Source organism: Bacillus pumilus (assembly GCF_038738535.1).
GTDB lineage: Bacteria > Bacillota > Bacilli > Bacillales > Bacillaceae > Bacillus.
Genome location: NZ_CP046128.1, coordinates 763,723 through 780,800 on the forward strand (window position 1 = coordinate 763,723; position 17,078 = coordinate 780,800).

Annotated in this window: 16 protein-coding genes; 10 read left to right on the forward strand and 6 right to left on the reverse strand. The window is 42.6% G+C overall.

From position 1 onward, the window contains the following. The first annotated feature begins 14 nt into the window (after positions 1-14). The 3 genes from treC (at position 15) to GKC25_RS03605 (ending at position 2,971) form a co-directional block, all read left to right on the forward strand. Complete coding sequence (gene treC / locus GKC25_RS03595) at positions 15-1,715, forward strand: alpha,alpha-phosphotrehalase (RefSeq protein WP_095286077.1); 1,701 nt, start codon at positions 15-17, stop codon at positions 1,713-1,715. 19 nt (positions 1,716-1,734) lie between these two features. Then, entirely contained in the window at positions 1,735-2,463 is a 729-nt protein-coding gene (gene treR, locus GKC25_RS03600; RefSeq protein ID WP_034665163.1) for a trehalose operon repressor, read from the forward strand. 73 nt (positions 2,464-2,536) lie between these two features. Then, entirely contained in the window at positions 2,537-2,971 is a 435-nt protein-coding gene (locus tag GKC25_RS03605) for a hypothetical protein (protein ID WP_034665160.1), read from the forward strand. Positions 2,972-3,020: 49 nt separating this feature from the next. Here GKC25_RS03605 and GKC25_RS03610 read toward each other — a convergent pair whose 3' ends face one another. Next, entirely contained in the window at positions 3,021-7,247 is a 4,227-nt protein-coding gene (locus GKC25_RS03610) for a multifunctional 2',3'-cyclic-nucleotide 2'-phosphodiesterase/3'-nucleotidase/5'-nucleotidase (protein ID WP_254637684.1), read from the reverse strand. A 302-nt stretch (positions 7,248-7,549) separates the two neighbouring features. Between GKC25_RS03610 and GKC25_RS03615 the strand changes: the two genes are divergently transcribed. Continuing rightward, on the forward strand, positions 7,550-8,068 hold the full coding sequence (locus GKC25_RS03615) for a type 1 glutamine amidotransferase domain-containing protein (RefSeq protein ID WP_106038428.1): 519 nt from the start codon (positions 7,550-7,552) through the stop codon (positions 8,066-8,068). Positions 8,069-8,180: 112 nt separating this feature from the next. Here the strand turns inward: GKC25_RS03615 and GKC25_RS03620 are convergent, their stop codons facing one another. Further along, positions 8,181-8,396, reverse strand: a complete 216-nt coding sequence (locus GKC25_RS03620; RefSeq protein ID WP_003214000.1) for a DUF1128 domain-containing protein — start codon at positions 8,394-8,396, stop codon at positions 8,181-8,183. A 77-nt stretch (positions 8,397-8,473) separates the two neighbouring features. Further along, positions 8,474-9,829, reverse strand: a complete 1,356-nt coding sequence (locus GKC25_RS03625; RefSeq protein WP_034665151.1) for an alanine/glycine:cation symporter family protein — start codon at positions 9,827-9,829, stop codon at positions 8,474-8,476. Between the two features lie 174 nt (positions 9,830-10,003). On the opposite strand from GKC25_RS03625, the gene GKC25_RS03630 reads away from it, so the two are divergent. From GKC25_RS03630 to GKC25_RS03640, 3 genes are read left to right on the forward strand one after another with little or no spacing between them, the layout of a single operon-like run. Next, the gene (locus GKC25_RS03630; protein WP_034665148.1) at positions 10,004-10,474 is read left to right on the forward strand and encodes a low molecular weight protein-tyrosine-phosphatase; all 471 of its coding nucleotides are present in this window, start codon (positions 10,004-10,006) and stop codon (positions 10,472-10,474) included. A gap of 20 nt (positions 10,475-10,494) precedes the next feature. Beyond that, a complete protein-coding gene (locus GKC25_RS03635) occupies positions 10,495-10,827 on the forward strand; it encodes a hypothetical protein (RefSeq protein ID WP_034665145.1) in 333 nt (110 codons plus the stop codon). A gap of 18 nt (positions 10,828-10,845) precedes the next feature. Then, positions 10,846-11,664, forward strand: coding sequence for a YihY/virulence factor BrkB family protein (locus GKC25_RS03640; protein ID WP_034665141.1), 819 nt, complete (start codon positions 10,846-10,848; stop codon positions 11,662-11,664). 211 nt (positions 11,665-11,875) lie between these two features. On the opposite strand, the gene GKC25_RS03645 is transcribed toward GKC25_RS03640, so the two are convergent. Beyond that, positions 11,876-12,376: a GNAT family N-acetyltransferase gene (locus GKC25_RS03645; protein WP_187704401.1), complete on the reverse strand. Its 501-nt coding sequence runs from the start codon at positions 12,374-12,376 to the stop codon at positions 11,876-11,878. 16 nt (positions 12,377-12,392) lie between these two features. Beyond that, a complete protein-coding gene (locus GKC25_RS03650; protein ID WP_187704402.1) occupies positions 12,393-13,556 on the reverse strand; it encodes an MFS transporter in 1,164 nt (387 codons plus the stop codon). 75 nt (positions 13,557-13,631) lie between these two features. On the opposite strand from GKC25_RS03650, the gene GKC25_RS03655 reads away from it, so the two are divergent. From GKC25_RS03655 to GKC25_RS03665, 3 genes are all read left to right on the forward strand, one after another. Continuing rightward, the gene (locus tag GKC25_RS03655; RefSeq protein ID WP_187704403.1) at positions 13,632-14,009 is read left to right on the forward strand and encodes an OsmC family protein; all 378 of its coding nucleotides are present in this window, start codon (positions 13,632-13,634) and stop codon (positions 14,007-14,009) included. Positions 14,010-14,073: 64 nt separating this feature from the next. Continuing rightward, on the forward strand, positions 14,074-15,141 hold the full coding sequence (gene cax / locus GKC25_RS03660; protein ID WP_034665131.1) for a calcium/proton exchanger: 1,068 nt from the start codon (positions 14,074-14,076) through the stop codon (positions 15,139-15,141). A 67-nt stretch (positions 15,142-15,208) separates the two neighbouring features. After that, positions 15,209-15,991, forward strand: coding sequence for a YfkD famly protein (locus tag GKC25_RS03665; protein ID WP_034665127.1), 783 nt, complete (start codon positions 15,209-15,211; stop codon positions 15,989-15,991). Positions 15,992-16,343: 352 nt separating this feature from the next. On the opposite strand, the gene GKC25_RS03670 is transcribed toward GKC25_RS03665, so the two are convergent. Then, complete coding sequence (locus tag GKC25_RS03670; RefSeq protein ID WP_034665120.1) at positions 16,344-17,063, reverse strand: YebC/PmpR family DNA-binding transcriptional regulator; 720 nt, start codon at positions 17,061-17,063, stop codon at positions 16,344-16,346. Between the last annotated feature and the right edge of the window lie 15 nt (positions 17,064-17,078).

Genomic DNA, 17,078 nt, shown 5'->3' on the forward strand with positions numbered 1-17,078 from the left:
GGTGGTGAAGGAAATTGAAACAACAAACAAACGAACCGTGGTGGAAAAAAGCGGTGGTCTATCAAATTTACCCGAAGAGCTTTTTAGATACAACGGGCTCAGGTACAGGCGATATCAATGGTGTGACAAAAAAGCTTGATTATATCAAACAGCTGGGGGCGGATTGTATTTGGCTGACGCCAATGTATGAGTCCCCGCAGCATGACAACGGCTATGATATTAGTGACTATACAAAAATCCATGACATGTACGGCACAATGGCGGATTTTGAACACATGCTGAAAGAAGCCCATGATCGAGGCATACGAGTCATCATGGATTTAGCCGTCAATCATACATCCATTTTCCATGAGTGGTTTCAAGCCTCACGCGAGTCAAAGGATCATCCTTATCGAGATTATTATATTTGGAAGGAGCCTAAAGCAGACGGATCACCGCCGAATGATTGGCAGTCAAAATTTGGCGGTCCAGCCTGGGAGCTAGATGAAGCAACGGGAGAGTATTATCTTCATTTATACGATGTCACACAGGCGGATCTCAATTGGGAAAAGGATGAGGTGCGCAGGCAAGTATATGACATCATGCATTTTTGGTTTGATAAAGGAATTGATGGATTCAGGCTGGATGTCATCAACAACATCTCGAAAGATCAACGCTTCTTAGATGACGCCGGACAGTCTGTGCAAGGAGACGGCCGGATGTATTATACGGATGGCCCAAGAATTCATGAGTTTCTGCATGAAATGAATCAAGAGGTTTTTTCGAAATATGACAGCATGACAGTCGGGGAAATGTCTTCAACGAATATCACAGACTGCATTCGGTATACAAGACCGGATCGGCAGGAGCTGGATATGACGTTTAATTTCCATCATTTAAAGGTCGATTATCCAAACGGAGAAAAATGGGCCCTCGCACCATTTGATTTTCAGGAATTGAAGTCGATTCTGTCCGAATGGCAGACGAAAATGCATGAGGGCGGCGGCTGGAATGCGCTCTTCTGGTGCAATCATGATCAGCCGCGTATCGTCTCAAGATACGGTGATGATGAAACGTACCATCAGCAATCAGCGAAGATGCTGGCGACTACCATTCATCTCATGCAAGGGACTCCGTATATTTATCAAGGTGAAGAAATTGGCATGAAGAATCCTCGGTTTGAGGACATATCGTCTTACCGCGATATTGAATCACTTAATATGTATGAAGCCATGCTTGAAAAAGGGAAATCAAAGGAAGAAGCACTCGCCATTTTACAGGTCAAGTCAAGAGATAATGCGAGAACACCGATGCAGTGGACCTCAGAAAAGAATGCAGGTTTCTCAAAAGGAACACCTTGGATTGAGCCAGCCAATAACGACATTTCGGTCGAAGCTTCATTAAAAGATAAGACATCTATTTTCTACCACTATCAAGCCCTTTGCAGGCTGCGTAAAGAACTTGACGTGATCACATATGGAAGCTTCACCTTACTCTTAGCAGATGACCCGAAGGTTTTTGCTTATGTGAGAGAAAGTGATGAGGAGAAGCTTCTTGTGATCAATCACTTTTACGCAGGAGAGACGGACTTTACGCTTCCTGATGAGCTTGTGCAGGCTATAGATGAGATGGAGGGGCAAGTGCTGTTATCCAATTATGAGGATGTACCGGCAGATATGAAGGGATTTACGTTGCGTCCATATGAGTCAATCGTTTATCATTTAACCAAACGCTAGAAAATGGGGCGGAGGGAAAATGAAAGAGAATAAGTTTCGAGTGATTTATGATCAGCTCGCAAGACGAATTGAACAAGGTGATTGGCAGGATAAAGGCATTCTGCCATCAGAGCATGAGCTGTCCTTGATGTACGATACGTCCCGTGAGACGGTGAGAAAGGCATTAAATATCCTTGTGCAAAATGGCTATATCCAAAAAATCCGCGGGAAAGGCTCTGTCTTGCTGAATCGTGAGAAAATGCAATTCCCAGTCTCGGGTCTCGTCAGCTTTAAAGAGCTTTCCCAAACACTTGGCCGAATGACCGTTACGACGGTTCACGAATTTGGTTTAATCAAACCGGATCAGTATATTCAGTCTCAGCTGAAAATAAGTGGGCAGGAGGATGTCTGGGAAGTCATCCGCTCTCGCAATATTAGCGGAGAAGAAGTGATTTTAGACAAGGATTACTTTTTGCAAAAGCATGTGTCAGTCTTGTCGAAGGACATATGCGAAGGGTCCATCTACGAGTATATTGAAGGAGAGCTCGGTGTATCAATCAGCTATGCCCAAAAGGAATTTGTGGTAGAGCCATGTACAGAAGAGGACGCCAAGTATCTTGATTTGAACGGGTTTGACCATGTCGTCGTCGTGAAAAATTACGTGTTCTTAGAGGATACAAGTTTATTTCAATACACGGAAAGCCGTCACCGATTAGACCGCTTCAGATTCGTCGATTTTGCAAGAAGAGAAAAAGTGGACAGAGCATAGGCTCTGTCCATTTCAGGTTTTGGGAGAAGGAGAGAGATAGACGACGAATAGATCACCATTTTTAGGAGGAAAGATGATTAGATTAAATAGACCACTAAAATTAAGAGATTTAGAAATATTCAGCGTGATGAAAGATCATCAGATTTTATGTTATGTCATCATTGAAGATACGCGAAAACCGTTTACGGAAGAAGACAGAAAGCTAGAACCATTATGTTATATGGATGAAGAAGATATACAAGCGATTTTGAATGTTTTTCATATTTCCATTATCAATGATGAAAAATTAAGTAAAGAGGATTTAACTCTTGTAGAAGATTATTTTGCTGATTTTGTAAATAATACGAACTTAACGAATTTTATTATAAGAGATTATGTTTTAAAGGATTTATATGATGTCGATGATGAAAATGACATCATGTTCTTTAATAGAATGCTTCGTCATATAGGGTCAGATGATGTGAAAGAATTTGACGACCGCAATTGGATCTATTTATCTCAAGATTGATGTCTTATTCCATAAAAAGTGGACAGAGCATAGGCTCTGTCCTTTTCCTTTAGGATGATACATTTTTTCTTGTACGCTTGCGCTGGTAGTAATAAAGGATACCGCCTGCGGCGAGCATGAGCACGCCAATCAGTACAGCTGTATACATCATCGTGGCTGTATTCGGCAGTGTGCCGCCTTGGAGGCCGGTTCCATCTTGGTTTGGATCTGTACCTGTGCCTCCGCCTGGTGCTGATGTTTCGCCGTCTCCACCAGTTTGATCTGGAGTTGTTCCAGCTGCCCCGCTTTGGTTGAGGACGGTGTATTCGCTGAAGTGCTCGGTTTGACCTGATGCGACTCCGTTTTCAAATGATCCATTACTAGTTTTGGCGTAACGATTTTTCTTGCGATCCACATAATACACACTAGGTTTTTTCGCTTTTTGAGGCTCGTCTAGTGTAAAGGATAGAGTGACCGGGTCTTTAAAGGTCGAAACCTTTTTCTTGTCTTGTTTGATTTGGAAATCATACGTATCCGTTAATGCGTTTTTCACTTTATCCGTCTTTGTCATCCATATATCTGCGCTTTTCTCGGATAAATTCGAGAGCGGCAATGCGAGTCCCACTTTGTCATGATAGATGGTGACGTTTGGATCTTGCTCTCTTTTCTTCAGCTCTGCTATTTGCGCTTTTGATAGAGACAATTGAACGTTTTTCGCTTTGCTTGCTTTGTCTAGATAGAGCAATGCTTTGTTTGTATGCTGCACATATGTTTGGAATTTCTTATCATCTTGAATGTCATAAGCGCCTTTCCCTTTCGCACGAGGAAGGAACACTTCTTTCACCCTGTGATCGATAACAGGCGAAATCTGCCCGTCTGCCTTTTCAATTTGCTCTTTGAAGATTTCATAGTCGACATAACCTAAGTCTTCGCCGTGAGAGGCTTCTGTAAAGACGCTGTAGCCGTCGCCGCCTGTGCCGACAAATGCGTTTGTAGCTACGCGGTATGTTTTCTCATCATCAATATCCGTCAGTTGACCTTTTTGGTCTTTCAGTTTCACATCAATCAGTCTGCTGCCAGCTGGTTTACTGAGTGTAAACGTATATTCAATGCCAGCTGCATGAGGGAATGCGCCTCCGCCTTCCTCTATGCCTGACAGCCCCTGTTCGAGTGCTTTTTTAATTTGACTGCCTTTTAAATCTGCGACATAAAGTGTATTTCCGAAAGGCATCACCGTTAAAATATCACCTAAAGTGATATCTCCTTTTTCAATGCTGCCTCGAATACCGCCGCCGTTTGTGATGGCAAGGTCAGCACCGGCAGATTCTTGCGCTTTCTGCAGCATGCCGTCGGCAATAAAGTTCCCAAGATTCGTTTCCTTCGCACGGACGTGCTCGCGTTGTCCGTCTAATAGGACATCTGTATAGCCGACTTTTTCTGTTTTTAAATCTTGAATATCTGCTTTGTACCCATCAAGGATCGCTTTTGCATCTGCATCTTCTTTGACAGAGTCATCAATAGAGATCAGGTCAAAAGAAGATTCTTTTGGCTGTACGACGCCTTTTTTGTCAAAGGCTACGTCTACTTTCCCTAAAAATTGTCCGTAGTCTTTCACCTGAGCGACAATTGTAGGTTCTTTTTTATTGATGACCTTTAATTTTTCAACAAGTGTGTGCGTGTGACCGCCAATGATTAAATCAATACCGTCAACTTTTTGAGCCAGCTCAAGATCACGATTGTAGCCAATGTGTGTTAACGCAATGATTTTATTGATTTTTTCTTCTGTTTGAATGGTGTTGACTGTTTCTTTTGCTTTCTTGTACGCTTCTTTAAATTGAATGTTAGGACCGCTGCTGGATGTAATGGCTGTGTCTTCAGTCGTTAAGCCGAATACGGCCACCTTTTCACCATTAACATCAAGCAGGATGTAAGGGTAGATCCCGGCTTCTTTTTTCTCACCAGCTTTAAATGAGGCTGGTTTTTTCACTAAGTCGCTCAATTGTTTTTCCTTCGAGACATCCACGTTTGATGACACGACCGGGAATCGAGGCTTTTCAAATTGATGACGGTTTTTCGGATCGACATCTGATGCATCACCTGTCAGAAATTGACGTAGTACAGAAGGACCTTTGTCAAATTCATGATTACCAAACGTCATGGCATCGTATTTCATTAAGTTCATCAATTTCAGATCGGCAAGTCCTTGCCATTTTGTGAAGTATAGGTCACCAGAGAAGACATCTCCAGCGTCCAATAAAATATTGTTCTTGCTTTCAGCACGGATTTCTTTGATCTTTGTTGCGCGTCTTGCCGCATCATCAAGGTGTGCGTGTGTATCGTTCGTATGCATGACTGTTAAATTCCAGTTGTCTGATGAAGGCGGTTCTGTTGTTCCATCCTCTTTAAAGGCTAGCTTGTACACACCAAGACCATCTGTGCTTGCGTTACGAACAAAGTCTACGCTGCTTGATTTCTCAGCAAACGGTTTGGCTAAAAGAGAAGATTCAAATGTTAAAGTTGCGCCTTTCACCGGTGCAATGGCCCAGTTTTGATCAGCACTTGGGTTGATGGTTTTTTGTTCGATAATATAATCCATCAGCACTTGACGGTTCTCATCTGCTGAGGCAAGCACCACTTTATCTTGGGTCAGATGCGGAAAGCCTCCGCCGCCAGAAGCACGATAGTTATTTGTCACGACTAAAAATTCTTGATTGTCAGAGACTGTTTTCCCGTTGTAAGACAGGTTTTTGATGCGGTTTGCATTGGCGTTGACAAGTGTGCCTGTTGTGCTGTATTTAGCAGGCTGCGTCACATCGACTTGGTATGTCACACCATCTATTACATCAAAGTTATACGAGCGGTATTCCTCGTTTAAAATCGGCTGTTCTTTTGAAACGTTCGGTTTGATCTGATTAAACTGTCCGGCAGACATCTCTAACCAGTCTTTCACTTCACTGCCTCTCAGTTTCACAATCTGCACAGTGTTATCGTAAAGGTAGAGATCGCCGATGTTCTTAATCGCTAAATCTCCTTTTGCGATATTTGTATAATAATTCACACCGTTTCGTCCGCCTGCTTTAAACGGGGCACCTGCAGATAAAATCGGTAAATTTTGATACGCAGTGTCCTTCATTTTTTCTTGTGCATACCATTTTTGGGCATCTGTCACAATTTGAATCGAAGGGTCATCCATCACTTGAGCGAAAAAGCTATTAATGTCTGCTTCTGTTTTGCCAACAGGCTTTCTCACGTAATCAAGTGTGTTTTGATGCGTTGTTTGAATGGCATCTTTTACTGTGCTTTTCTGAGATGATACTCCGGCAACAGATTCGATCTTGCCTGTTCCGTCTGTGACCTTCCAGCTGCTGCCGTCAGGCTCTAGTGTTAAATCAATGACTCCGAGGTAGCTGCCCCAGTTTTTTGACATGACGACTGGGATGCCGTTGATGGTTCCTTTTGAGACGTTGAATTTGTCGACGCCGTTATATTCAGCGCTTGGGAATGTGCCATGCTGGTGGCCAGATACAATGGCATTGATGCCTTTTGTTTTCGTGGCAAGGTCAAAGATCATATTTTCTGATCCTTTAGGTGAAGCTGTTTTTTCAATTCCTGTATGGGCAAGAGCGACAATGACATCTGCGCCTTTCGCCTTCATTTCAGGAATGGTTTCATTGGCAGATTCGACGATGTCCTGCACTTGGACTTGTCCATCTAAATGCTTCTTATCCCACGTCATAATTTGTGGTGGAACGAATCCTATGTAACCAACTTTCACAGTTTGTGAGGCTCCGTTTGCATCTTTAAAGGTTTTATCTTGGATCACGTAAGGTGTAAAACGGTGTTCTCCATTTAGCTTTTTGACGTTCGCATTGACAATCGGGAAGTTGGCGCCCGCAATGGTACCGTCAAGGAAGGATAACCCGTAGTTAAATTCATGATTGCCAAGTGTTCCTGCATCGTATTTTAGTTTGTTGAGTGTATGAATAATGGGGTGAACCTTTGTTTGATTGATGATGCTGTCTTTCTCATGTTTGTAAACGTATTCTCCAAGAGGGGTTCCTTGAATCAGGTCTCCGTTATCAACAAGGAGTGTATTTGGGTTTTGTGAGCGGTGCTTGTCAATCAGCTCGGCTGTTTTTGCCAAACCGAATTCATTTGTTTCTTTGTCGCTGTAATAATCATAATTCATCATGTTCGCATGAACATCGGTTGTGGCTAAGATGCTGACCTTTACGGCATTGCCGTTTTCTGTTTCTGCATAAGTAGGTACTGCTGGGAGAATGAGACTAATCATCATAATGGAAGTGAGCAGAATAGACAGGTTTTTCCTTCGTTGCTTCTTCACCTGATCTCCGCCTTTCTAATTTTTTTGACCACAATACCTATTGTAGAAATGTTTCGTTAACTTTTGTAGTTATTTTTTGCAGATTATTGTAAAGATAACATAAATCATACGAATTACCTTGTTGAGGGAATGCGAATGAGTCGAAATGCTTATTTTTATCGTAAGGGGTTTTCTGATAGGGATAGGATGTTTCATTTCAACATGCCCGGGTATAGTGTGTAGTGTAAACGATAATCAAGCAGGAGGGTTTCTACATGGGTAAGAAAATTGCAGTTGTATTAACAGATTACTTTGAGGATGTTGAATACACCGAGCCTGCAAAAGCCTTTAAAGATGCAGGTCATGAAATCACAGTGATTGAAAACGAAAAAGGAAAAACAGTGAAAGGGAAGCAAGGAGATGCAGAAGTGAGAGTGGATGCGTCCATTGATCACGTGAAGCCTGAAGACTTCGATGCACTTCTGATTCCTGGCGGTTTCTCACCAGACATTCTGCGTGCAGATGATCGTTACGTCCAATTCACTAAAGCATTTATGGACGAGAAAAAACCAGTATTTGCGATCTGTCACGGACCGCAATTGCTTATTACAGCGAAGACGCTGGAAGGAAGAAGCGCAACTGGCTATACATCCATTCAAGTAGATATGGAAAACGCAGGCGCTAAATTTAAAGACGAAGAAGTTGTCGTTTGTCAGGATCAGCTTGTGACAAGCCGTACACCTGATGACATTCCAGCATTTAACCGTGAATCATTAAAACTGCTTGAGAAATAAACCGCAGTTATGACAGGATAAAAAAAGCCAGCACCTTGCGGGGTGCTGGCTTTTTCTGCGCATGATGTAAGGAAACTGCGTGCAGACCGCAAAGCAGCTTCCTGATGCACCATTATTTTCTTAAGTTTTTTAGCTCGCTTGCGATGGCTTGCATTTCACTTGGGCTGAATGAAGATTTTTTCATCACCATTTGGTGAAGAAATTCGATATCTTCGTACTTGTCTGGACTGAAGTCCTCGGCTTTGATGACTCCAATGTTCAGCATATTTAACTTTTGCGAAATGTCTTCAATCAGCTGATTGACTTCAGCCGCTTTTTGCTCTGACAAGGGCGGCACGTCCTTTCCTGCATATATGTCGAATAATATGTCTATTTTAACAGAAATGCAAAAGAATAAAAGGGCTATTAAGATGACACGGAGATGTTTTTCTCCTTTTTCTCCTGCTTAATCTTATCAATGATTCGTTTGGATTCAAATACGACAACCCCTGATAAACCGATGAGCCCGATTAAGTTTGGAATCGCCATTAGCCCATTGAGCATATCTGCCACACCCCAAACGAAGTCATTTTTAAACACGGCACCGAAAAAGACAGCAATGACAAACACGATGCGATAATACATGACGTACGAATCCTTCGCCAAATATGTAAAGCATTTTTCGCCATAATAGGACCAGCCAATGATGGTGGAATAGGCAAACAAGAGCAGACCGATTGCCACAATGGTTGAGCCAACTGGACCGAGGAAATGAGCAAAGGATAACGAGGTCAGCGCATCACTTTTCACTGTTAAATACATATCTGCCATGACAATGGTAATGCCAGTGATAGAACAAACAATGATTGTATCGATAAACACTTGCGTCATAGATACGAGAGCTTGACGGGCGGGCATATCCGTTTTCGCAGCCGCAGCAGCAATTGGTGCTGACCCAAGACCTGCTTCATTGGAAAATACTCCTCGTGCCACACCCCAGCGAATGACAGTTCCAATTGCACCACCTGCCACGGCTTGACCCGTAAAGGCATCTGAGAAAATAAGACCGACTGCGCCTGGAACGAGATCAGCATTCATGACAAGAATGATCAGACCGCAAATGACGTAAAATAAAGCCATGACGGGTACAAAAATAGATGTGACCCGGCCAATGCTCTTAATTCCGCCTAAAATCACGAGTGCCGTAAAAGCAGTAATGATAATACCTGTCACCCATGTTGGAATTTGAAAGGTAGAATTCATGACTCCTGAGATGGAATTAGACTGTACCAGGTTGCCGATCCCAAAGGCAGCACTGGCGCCGAAAACAGCAAATAGCACCCCTAGCCATTTCTGTTTCAAGCCATGCTCTAAATAATACATAGGTCCGCCAGACATTTCGCCTTTTTCGTTTTTGACTCTGTATTTAACAGCAAGAACAGCTTCTGCAAACTTAGTGGCCATTCCGAAAAATGCAGCAAACCACATCCAGAATACCGCACCCGGACCACCCGCTATAACTGCCGAGGCCACACCTACGATATTCCCTGTACCGACAGTTGCAGCAAGAGCCGTCATTAACGCTTGGAAATGAGAAATATCTCCTTCTGACATTTTGTCTTGTTTAGAAAAAGCGAGCTTTAAAGAATAAGGAAGTAATCTAATTTGAATGAAGAGAACGCGAAAGGTGAGGTATATTCCAGTACCAACAATTAAAATCAACAGGGGAGGCCCCCACAAAAAATTGTTCATCGTCGTGACAAACTGCTCAATTATTCCCATCTAATATCCCCCTTTGTTTGTGTAATTCTCCTAAAGTTTCTCCTGTTTTTGTGTAATTTGTCAATGGCGATGAGAGCTTTTCTTGCAAAGTTTCCAAAAGAAAAAGGGCTTGATATGATAGAGAAAAGGTTTTCGAAAAGAACTCTTAGGGAAAAGATAGGAGGAGAATGAAGAATGATTCATGTGTTATTCGTTTGTCTTGGCAATATTTGCAGGTCACCGATGGCAGAGGCCATGTTTAGAAAAAGAGTAGAAGATGAGGGGCTTAGCGAGCACTTTGTGATTGATTCAGCAGGGATTGGCGGCTGGCATCAAGGAAGTCCTCCGCATGAAGGAACGCGAAAGCTGCTTGATGAAAAAGGCATCAGCTATGAAGGAATGACTGCAAGACAAATCATGGAGAAGGATATCACCACATACGACTATATCATGGCGATGGATGCAGAAAATGTAGGGGCACTTCGCAGTATAGCCGGCTATGGGAAACATCACTTTATTGGCCGTCTTCTTGATTTTGTAGAAGACGACGATCGAGATGATGTGCCAGATCCTTATTACACTGGGAACTTTGAGGAAGTCCATGAATTAATTGAAACAGGAATTGACCGCTTTTTGACGTATGTAAAGAAAGAGAACCACCTTTAACTGAAAGGAGATCAGACGAGATGGAAGAAAAAAATCAAATCGTGCTCCGAGGAGCTGCCATAGGAGCAGCTTGCGGCGCATTGCTAACTTTATTTCATCGGCCAACGAGAATTGCACTCAAAGACAAATGGAATGACTGCCAGCAAAAGCTGGATGAATACCGCCAGGAGCCAGGCAGAATATCGGCTTGCATGAAAGAAAAGATGGAAGAAACGAAGCAGCTGATGCGAACAGTCTCAGATGATTTGTCATTTTTAAATGAACAGGTCAATCAGTTAAAGGAAACAACCCCAAGGGTATTAGAAATTATTGAAGAAACAAAGGATCACTTTCAATCGAAACAGACAGATTGATCATTGGAGATGAGGCGTATGGGTTTTATTAAAGCGTTAATTGAACGCTTTTTGCTGCATGAAGGACCGGCAAAATCTGCTGAGCTTGCGTATTTCTTTTTGCTTTCATTATTTCCGTTTCTCATCTTCGTGCTGACACTGGTTGGGTATTTGCCGCTGACGTCAAAGGATGTCCTGAGCGTCATTTCTGGTTATGCGCCAGAAGGAGCGCTTTCGATGATTGAATCCATTGCCGATCAGACGCTGAATAATCGTAACGGCGGGTTATTATCGTTCGGGATTATTGCCGCCCTTTGGTCAGCATCTAACGGCATTAATGCCGTCGTCAGAGCTTTTAACCATGCTTACGAAGTTGAGGAGAATCGTTCCTTCATTCTCGTACGTTTAACATCGATCATCTTAACGATCGCGATGGTTTTGACCATTATTTTTGCCTTGATGCTGCCTGTCTTTGGAAAAGAACTTGGTTTATTTGTCGCTAAATTAGTCGGGCAGTCAGATGCCTTTCTCACCGTATGGACTGCGATGAGATGGATCATTAGCCCGCTGATTTTGTTGATTGTTTTTACATCCTTGTACTATTTTGCTCCAAACATTAGGCTGAAATTGAAATTTGTTCTGCCAGGTGCCATTTTTGCATCGATTGGATGGATTTTGGTCAGCATGCTGTTTTCATTTTACGTAGGCGAGTTTGCCAACTACAGTGCGATGTACGGAAGCATTGGGGGAATCATTATTTTAATGATCTGGTTTTATTTAACCGGCATCATGATTATCCTTGGCGGCGAGCTCAATGCGCTTTTACATAAACGTAAAATCGTACCAGGCAAGCTATAAAGAAATCCGGGCATCCTAAAGAAGAACGAACAAGTTCAATCTGAATGGATGGGGGAAATCACATATGTCCAAACAATCGAAAAAAGGCGGAAGCAATACGAAACAAAACAAAGGTCATCAGCCTAAGCACAAAACAAGCGGCAGTGCGAACGGGCAAAATGGATATCACTAAATGAAAAACTCCTCTGCATAGCGCAGGGGAGTTTTTATTTCAAAATCGTATATATCGCTTAAGGATAAAAGCGGCATCAGGCTTTGACTGATGGTGAGGATCGAGCTCGAATCCAGCATTCATCGCTACACGTTCACTTCGAACATGACCTACAGGACAAAAAATTTCAAATCCATCGACTTTTGTAGAAAATATTTCTGTCATATATTTCACGATCGTTGTCACAATACCCTGACCTTGTGCGTCTTGACCAATCCAATAACCAATATTGCCTATTTTCTGATCAAACGTCAGACGGAACACCCCGATAAGTTGGTCGTTCAGCTTAATGCCAGCTTCCAACCCTTTTTGTTCATTGTAGGTAGTTTGAGTCGATTGAATAAATGTTCTGACATCCTCTATGCTTTTGCAGTGATGGACCCATGGAAGCCATTCCTCTAAATGAGCCTGATTCTCTTGAATAAGTTTCAATAATGTGTCCGCATCTTCAAATTGTAGAGATGTCAAAGTCAATTCATTTGTGATGTCGTATGTAAACAAAGATCGTCCCTCCATTTTAATGACTTTCAACCACTGCTGCCGTTCGCCCAAATCGAACGCAGAAAAACACGAATAATATCACGATGCTGACAAGGTAAAGTAAATTCATTCCTTCAAACGTTTGCACAAAGATTCCACCGAGAACAGGCCCGAGAATACTCCCCGCACTAAACGCCATCCCGCACATCAAATTTCCAGCAGGAAGCAGATGCTTTGGCAATAAGTCGGTCATATAACTGATGCCAAGTGAGAAGGTAGAGCCTACAGCCATTCCGGCAATAAAGAAACAAATCGCAACAGCCAAAACCGATTGAATGAAAATTCCTGCTAGTAGGAAAAAGAAAGACCCGACGAGTGTGACACATAAAATGATGCGGCGCCTGCCAAACCGGTCGCTGAGCATCCCGAGAGGTAGCTGAAAGACAATACTTCCAATGGCAAACGCAGGTAAAATAAACGCAACTGCATCTACTGTTACCCCGCTTCTGAGTGCATAAACAGGGAAGTTGCTATTGAGTGTCGTTTCTAAAAAGCCATAGCAAAAAGGCATCATAAAGGCGACCCAGCCAAATTGAAAGGCTTTCTTAAAGCGCTTCAAACTGTTTGTCTGCTCTGACGTCTGCACTTCGCCCGTATCTGGATATGTATTTTTCAAAACAAAAACAAGCAGCCAAATACATAAACTAACGGCACCAGAAACAATGAAAGGTAAAGATGGGTTGATTTCAATGAGTGGTGTTAAAAAAGGTCCAGCGGCAAAACCGAGTCCAAAGGATAACCCATACAATGAAATATTTCGCCCGCGATTTCTCGATGACGACGCATAGGTCACCCACGTCTGTGTAGAGAAATGCAGCATATGATCACCAATCCCGATCATGAGCCGCAGGAAGAACCAGACGACATAAGATTCAAAAAACACAAAGCTAAACAAGCTTAAAAAGACAGCAGCGCCCCCAATGACAATTAACGGCTTAAACCCAAACCGGCGAAGCGGCGCTTCCATAAAGGGGGATGCTAGCAGCACGCCAAGATATAAGCCTGTGGCATGCAGACCGTTTAACGTAGGAGAAGTGCCGGCATGTTCAAAAATAATCGAAATGACAGGCAATAACGCTCCCTGCGAAAAACCAGATACAGATACAAGTAAAATTAAAATCAAAAAGTGAATTCTCGACATAAGAAGCTCCTTACAAGTTCATATTTTCATCGTACAATGGAACCATAGGGGTTTCAATAGAAAGGTGGAAAAGGAATGAAACTGATATACGAAACGGACCGGTGGATTGCGGGAACAAATGAAAAGCAGCTGTATATCTCAGGAAAAGAAGAAATGGGGTACAGGCCATCTCAATTGTTCACCTCAGCTATTGCAGGCTGCTTTGGAGAAATGCTCATTCATGTATGCCGGAAAAAGCGAATATCCTGTGAAGGGCTGACGATCACATCTGAAACGACAAGAGCAGGAGCTGTAAACAAAATCTCCCGTATTCATTTACATATCATTTTTGAACACATCAATACATCTGAAGAACAAATAGATAAAGTCATCACAATTGCTTTGAAGCATTGTTCGATGGTGCAGTCTGTGAAAGGAAGTATTGAGGTCACCTTCTCACACGAGCGAATCTAAATGTATATGATGCCGGCACTCACGAAAGAATAACAATCAGACATATGAAAAGGAGAATGGCTGTATGAATCGTTTGTTTCTTGTGATTGTCGCAATTGGTGTGCCGCTATCGGTCATTGGGAGTTTTCTTCATTTTCCGCAGGTCATCATGTTTGCTGTGTATTGTATCGCCATTATTGGTCTTGCTAGTTTTATGGGAAGAGCCACAGAAAGTCTTGCCATCATAGCGGGCCCAAGAATTGGCGGGCTTTTAAACGCCACATTTGGAAATGCGGTAGAGTTAATTATTTCATTTTTTGCATTAAAGCAAGGACTGACAGCTATTGTACTTGCTTCATTAACTGGATCAGTTATCGGAAACTTACTGCTTGTGGCGGGGCTGTCTTTTTTCGTTGGCGGATTAAAATATAAGCGCCAAGTGTTCAATGTCCACGATGCAAGGCACAACTCGGGCTTGCTCATGTTTGCCATTATTGTGGCGTTTGTCATTCCAGAAGTGTTTTCGGTGGAGATGGCTGAGGATAAACAATTTGTTTTAAGCATTGGAATTAGCATTGTGATGATTTTGCTTTATGTCGCAGCGCTCTATTTCAAACTGGTCAGCCACCGCGGAGTCTATGTTGCCAAGCTGGAGAGCATGGACGGGGAAGCGGAGACGGAAGAAGAAACACCTGAATGGTCTGGTAAGTTTGCCACTGTGATTTTGCTGCTTGCGACGATTGCCGTTGCGTACATTTCAGAGCGCCTCGTTCATACATTTGATACGGTGGGAGAACAATTTGGCTGGAGTGAGCTGTTTATCGGAGTCATTATTGTGGCCATCGTCGGAAATGCCGCAGAACATGCCTCTGCTGTCATCATGGCGTATAAAAACAAAATGGATGTCGCAGTGGAAATAGCTTTTGGTTCCACACTTCAGGTTGCGATGATGGTGGCACCAATCCTTGTCATCAGCTCGCTTTTTTTCAATACGCAGATGCCGCTCATTTTCTCCTTACCAGAGCTCATTGCGATGGCATCCGCTGTATTACTCACAGTCATTTTATCTAATGACGGAGATACCAATTGGTTTGAAGGTGCCACATTGCTTGCTGCCTATTTCATTATGGCGATTGGATTTTTCCTTTTATAATCTTTTGTGGATAAGGGACGTCTTTGCGGAAAATACTATGGAAAAATGAATGAGAAAGAGTGATGATATGAAAAAGATGCCCCGCATCATGTTTGTTGTTCTCTTATCCTTAAGTTTTCTATACAGCTTTCCACTAGAGGCGGCGAAGCCATTTAAAGTGCCATCCTCTGTCGCCAGTATCTCAAAGGAGAATACGTATCCGAACGCGTCACAGGATCAGCCCCTGCTCCAGCCGAGTGAGCTGACAGCTGAATTGTTCAAAACAACGAATGTACCGATTGAAAATACCCATTTGATCAAAATGCTGAATGAATCCAGCATTTCAGGGACGCCATTAGCGGTTGGATACCGCGCGACCATTTTCCTCGGAAGATGGGCACTAAGCTACGATTCAAACGAAACGGTCGCCAACTGGGAATACAAAAAAGTGAATACAAATCACATTGATAACAGAGGCGGCAACAAAACAGCCATTGGTAAATACGTTCAAAAGCAGCAAGTAAAAGTGAGCGGCGGGCTCACAGCAAAGGTGCCAAACCCGGAAGATGTGAAAACATTGATGATGCAAAAAGCCATTCAAAAAACAAAGCTGCCCCTCGCTTTTGACACAGTGATTGGCGCAGGAACAAAACGAGATCAGTCGTACCATGTATCTCCGAAAAAAGCAGCTTCGCTTCATGCCTATGCACCAGCGATTAATGAAAAAGGAAAGGTGACATACGGAGAAGTGTACCTTGTGCTTAAAGGAAATAAACGAAAACTCGTCGTGAAAAACGTGACCTCGCAAGGAATCGGCGCTTGGATTCCTGTGCAGGATCACCTGACGTTTGGTTTTCAAGGGATGAATTAAAACAGTCATCTCCTCTTATCAAGAGAGGAGATGACTGTTTTTTTGCTAATTGGATTTCTTTTTTTCCTGTTTCAGTTCACTCTTGTAAAAATCAAAGAGGTTATAGAAAAACCATAAGATGAAAAGAAAGAAGATCACTTTAGTCAATATCGTTAAATTGTTGAAAATAAAGACCAAGAAACGGGATGATCATAAATCCATAATAAGAAAACCACCATGTTTTAAAGATGGAACTCAGCTCCTTAAAAACTTGTAGAAATTAACATGATATTCACATGGTACATTTTTTTGAGAAAATAAAAAAGCCACAGTAGAAGTTGAATGAACCCAACCACTACTATGGCTTAAATTTTTATTCCCCTAAATCCACATTATGATAAACCTGCTGCACATCTTCAAGCTCTTCTAATACATCGATTAGTTTCTCGAATTGTGCTTTAGATTCATCGTCTAATGTCACTTCGTTTTGAGGAAGCATCGTGATTTCAGCGACAGTGAATTCTTCAACGCCGGCTTGTTTGAATGCTTCTTGTACTTGATGGAATTGATCTGGTTCAGCGTATACAATCACTGTTTCATCTTCTTCCATGATGTCACGTACATCAACGTCTGCTTCCATTAAAAGCTCAAGCGTTTCTTCTTCACTTTTTCCTTCGACACCGATGACAGCTGTTTGGTCAAACATATAAGCAACAGAGCCGCTTACGCCCATGTTTCCACCGTTTTTCCCGAATGCCGCACGAACATCTGACGCTGTGCGGTTCACGTTATTGGTGAGGGCATCAACGATTACCATTGATCCGTTTGGACCAAATCCTTCGTAGCGCAGCTCATCGAAATTCTCTTCCGCACCGCCTTTGGCTTTTTCAATGGCACGGTCTACAATGTGTTTTGGGACACTATATGTTTTGGCACGTTCTAGAACAAAGCGAAGTGCTTGGTTTGATTCTGGGTTTGGCTCACCTTGTTTGGCAGCCACATAGATTTCACGCCCGAATTTTGCGTAAATACGACTTGTATTGGCATCCTTTGATGCTTTCTTTTCTTTAATGTTGTTCCACTTACGACCCATCTTATTCACTCTCTT

Bases quoted from the DNA above. Each gene is read 5' to 3' on its own strand.
- treR (WP_034665163.1), top strand. From the start codon at position 1,735: ATGAAAGAGAATAAGTTTCGAGTGATTTATGATCAGCTCGCAAGACGA.
- GKC25_RS03605 (WP_034665160.1), top strand. From the start codon at position 2,537: ATGATTAGATTAAATAGACCACTAAAATTAAGAGATTTAGAAATATTC.
- GKC25_RS03610 (WP_254637684.1), bottom strand. From the start codon at position 7,247: ATGATGATTAGTCTCATTCTCCCAGCAGTACCTACTTATGCAGAAACA.
- GKC25_RS03615 (WP_106038428.1), top strand. From the start codon at position 7,550: ATGGGTAAGAAAATTGCAGTTGTATTAACAGATTACTTTGAGGATGTT.
- GKC25_RS03625 (WP_034665151.1), bottom strand. From the start codon at position 9,829: ATGGGAATAATTGAGCAGTTTGTCACGACGATGAACAATTTTTTGTGG.
- GKC25_RS03630 (WP_034665148.1), top strand. From the start codon at position 10,004: ATGATTCATGTGTTATTCGTTTGTCTTGGCAATATTTGCAGGTCACCG.
- GKC25_RS03635 (WP_034665145.1), top strand. From the start codon at position 10,495: ATGGAAGAAAAAAATCAAATCGTGCTCCGAGGAGCTGCCATAGGAGCA.
- GKC25_RS03640 (WP_034665141.1), top strand. From the start codon at position 10,846: ATGGGTTTTATTAAAGCGTTAATTGAACGCTTTTTGCTGCATGAAGGA.
- GKC25_RS03650 (WP_187704402.1), bottom strand. From the start codon at position 13,556: ATGTCGAGAATTCACTTTTTGATTTTAATTTTACTTGTATCTGTATCT.
- GKC25_RS03655 (WP_187704403.1), top strand. From the start codon at position 13,632: ATGAAACTGATATACGAAACGGACCGGTGGATTGCGGGAACAAATGAA.
- cax (WP_034665131.1), top strand. From the start codon at position 14,074: ATGAATCGTTTGTTTCTTGTGATTGTCGCAATTGGTGTGCCGCTATCG.
- GKC25_RS03665 (WP_034665127.1), top strand. From the start codon at position 15,209: ATGAAAAAGATGCCCCGCATCATGTTTGTTGTTCTCTTATCCTTAAGT.
- GKC25_RS03670 (WP_034665120.1), bottom strand. From the start codon at position 17,063: ATGGGTCGTAAGTGGAACAACATTAAAGAAAAGAAAGCATCAAAGGAT.